Origin of the sequence: Mycobacterium sp., from assembly GCF_049673265.1 — a bacterium.
Classification (GTDB): domain Bacteria; phylum Actinomycetota; class Actinomycetes; order Mycobacteriales; family Mycobacteriaceae; genus Mycobacterium.
Genome location: NZ_JBATXN010000201.1, coordinates 1 through 5790, shown reverse-complemented (window position 1 = coordinate 5790; position 5790 = coordinate 1). Strand labels below are relative to the sequence as shown.

At 65.8% G+C, this 5790-nt stretch carries 7 protein-coding genes and 1 pseudogene; all 8 read right to left on the bottom strand.

Annotation, left to right across the window (positions count from 1 at the left end; translation table 11 throughout):
- Nucleotides 1-488, bottom strand: a 488-nt coding sequence (locus WBF82_RS07130) for an AMP-binding protein (protein WP_424382365.1), incomplete at its 3' end; no start/stop codon positions are given.
- A gap of 137 nt (nucleotides 489-625) precedes the next feature.
- Nucleotides 626-1483 carry a DegV family protein gene (locus WBF82_RS07125; RefSeq protein ID WP_424382364.1) on the bottom strand — a complete coding sequence of 286 codons (858 nt, stop codon included), beginning with the start codon at nucleotides 1481-1483 and terminating at the stop codon, nucleotides 626-628.
- Nucleotides 1484-1489: 6 nt separating this feature from the next.
- Entirely contained in the window at nucleotides 1490-2290 is an 801-nt protein-coding gene (octT, locus tag WBF82_RS07120; protein ID WP_424382363.1) for a diglucosylglycerate octanoyltransferase, read from the bottom strand.
- The gene (gpgP, locus tag WBF82_RS07115; RefSeq protein ID WP_424382362.1) at nucleotides 2280-2945 is read right to left on the bottom strand and encodes a glucosyl-3-phosphoglycerate phosphatase; all 666 of its coding nucleotides are present in this window, start codon (nucleotides 2943-2945) and stop codon (nucleotides 2280-2282) included. The genes octT and gpgP overlap by 11 nt, the downstream gene beginning before the upstream one ends.
- On the bottom strand, nucleotides 2942-3331 hold the full coding sequence (rsfS, locus tag WBF82_RS07110) for a ribosome silencing factor (RefSeq protein ID WP_424382361.1): 390 nt from the start codon (nucleotides 3329-3331) through the stop codon (nucleotides 2942-2944). Before rsfS ends, gpgP begins: the two co-directional genes overlap by 4 nt.
- A complete protein-coding gene (gene nadD, locus WBF82_RS07105; RefSeq protein ID WP_424382360.1) occupies nucleotides 3328-3948 on the bottom strand; it encodes a nicotinate-nucleotide adenylyltransferase in 621 nt (206 codons plus the stop codon). Before nadD ends, rsfS begins: the two co-directional genes overlap by 4 nt.
- Before the next feature lie 52 nt (nucleotides 3949-4000).
- Nucleotides 4001-5443 (bottom strand): vWA domain-containing protein, encoded by a 1443-nt coding sequence (locus WBF82_RS07100; protein ID WP_424382359.1) that lies wholly within the window; start codon nucleotides 5441-5443, stop codon nucleotides 4001-4003.
- Nucleotides 5444-5451: 8 nt separating this feature from the next.
- Nucleotides 5452-5790: pseudogene (locus WBF82_RS07095) on the bottom strand (AAA family ATPase); the annotation flags it as partial.

Here is a 5790-nt window from a genome sequence, read left to right as displayed (position 1 = left end):
GCGGCTTTCGGTGGACCCGTAGTGCCAGACGTGTAGTTAGCGAACGCAGCAGCGTCAGCGCTCAGCGGCTGATAGTCGCCCGGCTCGACTCGGCTCGCCTCGGACAACAGCTCTGCGGTATCCACCGCGCGCGACTGCTGGAACCGAGCGCGAAGAGCATTAGAGGTGACGACGAGCGCCGGGTCCGTGTCGTGTTCGAAAAACGCGTGGTCTTCGGGATGGAGCTCCGGATTCGCGAAGAAAGCCAGGAGTCCGCGAGCCAGGCAGGCCAGCAACAGCTCCACCAGCTCAGGCGAATCCGGAAGACACAACAGGACGCGATCTCCGCTGGATAGACCGCGGGTTCTCAGCACTTCCCCAAGGCGCGCGCCACCGTCATGGATCTGCCCATGAGTCACCGTGTGCGGCGCAAAGTAGGCAGGCTTGTCGTACCATCCCGCTTCTGCTGCCCGCTCAGCGAGAAGCCTTGCGAGGTTCCCATTCGGCATTACTGAATCGCCCCCCAGGGGTTCCGATCCATCGGTGTAGACGCGGCACCCTGACCCTATCGGCGCTGGGCCCTTCTGTGTAGATCAGATACAACCCTGGTCAGACTGCAGCCAAATCGGCGCCCGGTCGATCAGCGTCATCCTTGGGTCGGAGGGTCTATGTCGCCAGCTACTTCGACGCACACCGCGAGCGCACCGGCACCGACGTGCAACGCCAGCACCGGGCCCAGGTCGGTGACGACCGCCGGCTCACACGCCGGCAGGCGCTCGCCCAGTGCGGCGACCAGGTCGGCGGCTCCGTCGGGGTTGGCGACGTGATGCACCGCAATGGTGGCTGAACGCTCACCGACGACTTCACCAACCCGGTCGATCATCGTTGCGACCGCCTTGCTGGCGGTGCGAACCCGTTGTGCCAGAATAAGTTTGCCGTCTTCAATTCGCAGTAGCGGCTTGAGTGACAGCTTGGTGCCCAGCCAGGCACCGGCACCACCAATCCGGCCGCTGCGCCGCAAATTGTCCAGCTGATGGACGACGATGAACCCATGATTGCGGCCCACCGCCGCGGCCGCCGCTTCCGCAACCGTGTCCAGATCGGCCCCGCCGGCCGCTGCCCGGGCGGCAGCCAACGCCACGAAACCCGTATTCATCGCAGTCGATTTCGAGTCGATCACCCGGATCGTTGGACCGATCTCGGCCGCAGTCGTTTCGGCGGCGCCAAAGGTTCCCGACAGTGCCGCCGAAAGGTGCACCGCCACCACCCCATCGCCGCCGCTGTCTTCCAGCGCCCGCCGGTAGGCCTCGCCCAGTTCTGTTGGCGTGGCTGCGGCTGTGGTGGCCTGCCCGAAGTCGTGGATGTCGTCGGGAACGTCATCCACGCCGTCCCGCAGGTCGAGGCCGTCGACCAGGATATGCAAAGGCACCTGCCGAATTCCCCACTGCCGACGCACTTCGCCCGGAAGACGCGCCGAGGAGTCAGTGACCACCATGACAGGCATCTGACGTCAGCCCCGCTGCGTCTCGGTCGTGGCATCGGCTTGATTTCGCGGCTCCTCCTCATCGCGCTGCGCACTCTGCATCGTCGCCACGCCTGCCTCGGCCAGCGCCTTGAGCATCAACTCCGCGACCGCCTGGTGGGCTTCGAAGTTCCAGTGGATACCGTCGGGATTGCCGCGGCCACTCATAATATGTTCGGCAACAGCGGCTTTCAGGTCAACGAGCGGGATGCCGTGCTGCTCAGCCCACTGGGTAATCGCCCCGACCGTGCCGGCGCGGCCGTGATGGGCCTTTCCGTAAGTCTCGGCGATGTGCACCGACGGCAACGACGCCACGATCGGGATGCCGGGCCGATTGAAATCGATTGCGCCGCGGGTCAGTTCGAGGTATTCAGCCGACAGATGTGGCGGCAGCGCAGCTCTGGCCACTCCAGACAGCCGCGGCTGCGCCCAACCGTAGCCGTCGCGCACCCATCGCCGCAGCCACGGCGGCCGCACATATCGGATGAGTTCACGGAGCGCCGTCGGCAGCGGGGACGGCAGCGAATCCATGCCACCCGTTGCGAAGATCACCGCCCCGGCGCGGGGCAGCGCCGCCCAGGCCCGCGGATCCTGAGTGGCCGCCCACCACACGTCCCGGCATGTCCAGCCGATGCGGCCGATCAGTTCCACATCCCAACCTAGCTGCGCAGCAACTATATTGGGCCAGATACGAGGGTCGTCGGCGGGTAGGCCGCCGGTCGGGCCGTAGTAGGCCAGTGAATCGGCGAAAATCAGCAACACCGGGCGCGGCGGTTGTTCAGAGGACATCGCCGGCGACCTGTGCCGAAGCGTTCCACACGTCCAGGCGCCACCGAATGTCTTCGACGTTCTCGGCGGAGTGCCCGGCCAGCTGCGTCCAGCTGGCGTTGCCCATGCCTCCCACCGCGGGCCAGTTGGCGACCGGCAACCGCAGCAGCGCCGCGGTCAGGGCCGCGATCAGCCCGCCGTGGGCGACCAGCACGACCGGCCGCTCCGGCTCCTCGTCGGCGCCCCATTCGGGCTCACCGGCGACCAGCTCGGCGATCAACGGCAGGCTGCGCGCGGCAACGTCGACCCTGCTTTCACCGCCGTGCGGCGCCCAGGTGGCGTCCTCGCGCCAGGCCAGCCGAGCGCCCGGCGCTTTCACGTCGATCTCCGCGTGCGTCATGCCCTGCCAGTCGCCGAGGTGAGTCTCGCGTAACCGATCGTCGACCTGAACCTTCAAGCCGGTGCGCTCCCCCAGCGCGACCGCGGTGTCAAAGGCACGTCGTAGATCCGACGACACGATCAGCAGCGGCTGGCGTTTGGCCAGCGCTTCGGCAGCGGCCACCGCCTGCGCGCGACCCAATTCACTCAGCTCGGTGTCTAGCTGGCCCTGCATCCGGCTGCCAAGATTGAATTCGGTTTGGCCGTGCCGCAGCATCACCAGCCGGCGCGTCGTCATGACCGGCTCGCCGAGTCCGCTGGGTTCCCGGTCAAGTCCACCGTCACCACCGGGCAGTCTCCCCAAAGCCGGTCCAGCGCATAAAAATTGCGTTCGTCTTGATGCTGGATATGCACGACGATGTCGACATAATCCAGCAAGGTCCAGCGGCCCTCGCGGGCACCCTCACGGCGCGCAGGTTTGTAGCCGGCCCGGCGCATCTTTTCCTCGACCTCGTCCACGATGGCGTTGACCTGTCGTTCGTTGGACGCCGAGGCGATGACGAAGCAATCGGTGATCACGAGTTGACCCGAAACGTCGATCACGACGACATCTTCGGCAAGCTTCGACGCCGCCGCGGACGCGGCGACACGGGCCATCTCGATCGCCTCCGGGCTGGCCGTCACCTCGCGTCCCCAGGCTTGCGGTAGAGCTCACGCTTGGAGATGTATTGCACGACGCCGTCCGGCATCAGGTACCACAGCGGCCGCGACTCTTGCGCGCGCCGACGGCAATCGGTGGACGAAATTGCCAGTGCCGGGATTTCGACCAACGTCAACGCATCGTCGGGCAGGCCGTCGAGGACATCGGCGAGATGGTCGCGGCCCAGCTCGTAGCCGGGCCGGCTGACCCCGACGAACCGTGCCATCGCGAACATTTGCTCCAAGTCCTGCCACGACAAGATCGAGGCCAGCGCATCGGCGCCGGTGATGAAGTACAGCTCGGCGTCGGGGTTGAGGTTGTGCAAATCCCGCAACGTGTCCTTGGTGTAGGTGAGCCCGCCGCGGTCGATGTCGACCCGGCTCACCGAAAACCGGGGGTTGGCCGCAGTGGCGATGACCGTCATCAGGTACCGGTCTTCGCCGGCGCTGACCTGGCGTCCTTTCAGCCAGGGCTGCCCGGTGGGCACGAAGACAACTTCGTCGAGATCGAACAAATAAGCGACTTCGCTGGCCGCGACCAGGTGGCCATTGTGAATGGGGTCGAATGTCCCACCCATCACTCCCAGCCGCCGCTTTCGCATGGTTTGCCAGCTTACTGGAGGGGCGGGGGCAGCTCCGCCCTGAGAACCGCCGTCAGACCGGCAGCAGCTGATCGATCACCGCTGCCAGCTGCTTGGCCGAACGGCATTCATGCATGGTAATCACCTCTTGGTAGCGCGGTACTGCCGAGTCGCCACTGCCCCAGAGGTGTTTGGGCTCCGGGTTGAGCCAATGCGCGTGCCGGCTGGCGGTCACCATGTGAGCCAACACATCGGTCGCCGGGTCGCGGTAGTTGGTGCGCCCGTCGCCAAGCACCAGCAGCGAACTGCGCGGCGACAGCACGTTCGGATGCGCCTGGATGAATGAGACGAACGCGTTGCCATAATCACTGTGCCCGTCGCGAGTGTAGACACCGGCTTCGCGGGTGATCCGCTGGATCGCCACCGCCAGGTCGGCGTCCGGGCCGAACATGTGGGTTACCTCGTCGGCGGTGTCGATAAAGGCAAATACCCGAACGCGGGAAAACTGCTGCCGCAGCGCATGCACCAGCAAAAGGGTGAAGTGGCTGAAACCGGCGACCGAGCCCGACACGTCGCACAACACCACCAGTTCTGGACGCGCCGGGCGCGGCTTGCGCAGCACCAGGTCGATCGGGACCCCGCCGGTGGACATCGACTTGCGCAACGTCTTGCGCAGGTCAATCGCACCGGCACGGGCACGGCGCCGACGGGCGGCCAACCGGGTGGCCAGGGTGCGGGCCAACGGTTGCACCACCCTGCGCATTGAGCGGAGCTGTTCACCAGAGGCGCGCAGGAATTCGACGTTCTCGGCCAGCTGCGGGATTCCGTACATCTGGACGTGGTCACGACCGAGTTGCTCGGCAGTGCGCCGCTTGGTTTCGGCGTCGACCATTTTCCTCAGTTGTGTGATCCGCTGGGCGGCAAGCGCTTTGGCGATCTGCTCCTGAGTCGGCGTGGGTTCGTCGCCGTAGGGGGCGAGCAGACCGGCCAACAGCTTGCCTTCCAGCTCGTCGAGCGCCATCGACTTGAGCGCCTGGTACGACGAGTACGACGGGCCGCGGCTGGAGTTGTATTTTCCGTAGGCGTCCACGATTTGCGCGATCATCGCGACCAGCCGCTCATCCATGTCGGCGAGGTCGGCATTGGCGGTGAGCAGATCCAGCAGCATCTGCCGCATGGCCTCGACGTCGTCGGGCGGCAGCTGCATCTCGCGATCGGCCTGCACCTCGTCGGTTACCACCGCACGCGCACCCAACGCGGCGGGCCACCACAGGTCGAACATCGCGTCGTAGGTCTCACGGTGCTCGGGCCTGCGCAACACCGCACATGCCAGACCCTCACGAAGCACCTCGCGATCGCTGAGTCCCAGCACCCCCATCACTTTGCCGGCGTCCACCGTCTCCGATGGGCCAACCGAAATCCCTTGTCCACGAAGAGCTTCAACGAAGCCCACCAGATGACCCGGCAAGCCGTTCGGAGCCAGCGGATGGCTGGGACGAACGCGGCGGACGGCCATCAGTGACCCTAGTTCAGCCGAAGTTCGCCGGTGGCGCGCTGCTGATCGGATTGATGTTTGAGCACGACGCCCAACGTTGCGGCGATGGTCGCGTCGTCGATGGTGTCCATGCCCAGCGCTAGCACTGTGCGTCCCCAGTCGATGGTCTCGGCCACCGACGGCAGCTTCTTGAGCTGCATTCCGCGCAGCACGCCGATGATGCGCACTAGTTCGTCGGCGATGTGTCCGGGCAATTCGGGGACGCGCGACAACAGGATTCGGCGTTCCAGCTCAGCGTCGGGGAAGTCGATGTGCAAAAACAGGCAGCGTCGCTTGAGCGCCTCGGACAGCTCGCGGGTGGCGTTGGA

Excerpts from the sequence above, each read along its gene's own strand:
- gpgP (WP_424382362.1), bottom strand. The coding sequence starts at position 2,945 with ATGACGACGCGCCGGCTGGTGATGCTGCGGCACGGCCAAACCGAATTC.
- WBF82_RS07125 (WP_424382364.1), bottom strand. The coding sequence starts at position 1,483 with ATGCCTGTCATGGTGGTCACTGACTCCTCGGCGCGTCTTCCGGGCGAA.
- nadD (WP_424382360.1), bottom strand. The coding sequence starts at position 3,948 with ATGCGAAAGCGGCGGCTGGGAGTGATGGGTGGGACATTCGACCCCATT.
- WBF82_RS07100 (WP_424382359.1), bottom strand. The coding sequence starts at position 5,443 with ATGGCCGTCCGCCGCGTTCGTCCCAGCCATCCGCTGGCTCCGAACGGC.
- octT (WP_424382363.1), bottom strand. The coding sequence starts at position 2,290 with ATGTCCTCTGAACAACCGCCGCGCCCGGTGTTGCTGATTTTCGCCGAT.